The organism is Antarctobacter jejuensis (genome assembly GCF_052266595.1).
Classification (GTDB): Bacteria; Pseudomonadota; Alphaproteobacteria; order Rhodobacterales; family Rhodobacteraceae; genus Antarctobacter; species Antarctobacter jejuensis.
Genome location: NZ_JBQQXJ010000048.1, coordinates 1 through 1,185, shown reverse-complemented (window position 1 = coordinate 1,185; position 1,185 = coordinate 1). Strand labels below are relative to the sequence as shown.

Below are 1,185 nucleotides of genomic sequence, written 5' to 3'. Positions count from 1 at the left end.
TCATGTTCGGAAGACTCAAGGACTGGAGGCGTGTGGCCACCCGATATGACCGGTGCCCGAAGGTCTTCTTTTCGGCCATCGCCCTCGCCGCCCTCGTCATCTACTGGTTATGAATCCTGACCCTAGCAGCCGGGCAGTCCTCTTTCCAAGCCCGACCTTTCCTTCGGATCGGTATGTTTGCCGTGCCGCCGCGTGCGATGACGGCGCCGTGGCAGCGGCGGGTATCGTAGGCGCCATCCACTGTCCGGCAGGCGCATCCGAAGGATGCTGCCGAGAGGGGGCGGTCACGGTGCCGATGTCCTCGTCCTCGGGGATCTGGGCCAACAGGTCCGGTAGGACGGGGCCGTCGCCTTCCCGGCTGGGGGTGAACTCGACGGCCCAGATATCGAGGTGGCGGTGTCCATCGCCAGATGCACCTTGCGCCTTTGGCGACGACCCTGAACGCCATGCTTGCGGGCCTGCCATTCGCCGTCACCAAGAAACTTGATACCAGTGCTGTCTGTCACCCGGCAGGGCATTTCGAAGAAATGTCCCGAGAGGGCACCAGCAGATTCAGCGGCCCGTCGGCACGGCGATACGGGATCTGCACCTTGAGGGTCTTCTGTCTGCGGCAGAGCGTCGAGTAGTCCGGAACAGGCCAGTCCAGCCCGGCCAGCCGCAGGAGGCTCGCGACCATCCCGGCTGTCTGCCTGAGCGGCAGCTTGAACAGAACCTTGATCGATAGGCAGAACTGGATCGCCGAATTCTACAAGACCGGCGGGCGTCCCGGGCGTCCCTCATGCGGCGCGTGCCAGGTCATCTCCTTGTCCAGCCAGATCAGCAGCGACCCGCGCTTCCTGAGCGCATTGTTGTAGGTGGACCAGTTCGTCGTGCGGTAGCGGGCGGGCTTGGGCTTGCTGCTCGTCTAACCGCATGGATTCCCAATGTGAATCCTTCACCGGCTGAGTTCTGCAACATGCCATCTCCATGCCGAACTCGAAGGCAAAGGACAGAACCCAGATTTGCTTCTCGATTTGTACGGATAGAAGGAGCCCCGAAAAGTCGAAGAGCGTTCTGACTAGGGTCAGGATGCATTGATTTCGCGTGAACAGCATGATTCACGGCTTCGAAAACGGAGCGGTGACATGAGCGATCTCTTCTGGCTGACCGACGCGCAGATGGCACGCCTGGCCCCTTTCTTTCCCA

2 pseudogenes are annotated in these 1,185 nt (G+C 61.4%); one reads left to right on the top strand and one right to left on the bottom strand.

Annotation, left to right across the window (positions count from 1 at the left end):
- Positions 1 to 113 (top strand): annotated as a pseudogene (locus tag ACTXGA_RS24465) (IS5/IS1182 family transposase); the annotation flags it as partial.
- 2 nt (positions 114 to 115) lie between these two features.
- Here the strand turns inward: ACTXGA_RS24465 and ACTXGA_RS24460 are convergent.
- Positions 116 to 898 (bottom strand): annotated as a pseudogene (locus ACTXGA_RS24460) (IS5 family transposase); the annotation flags it as partial.
- Positions 899 to 1,185: the final 287 nt, after the last annotated feature.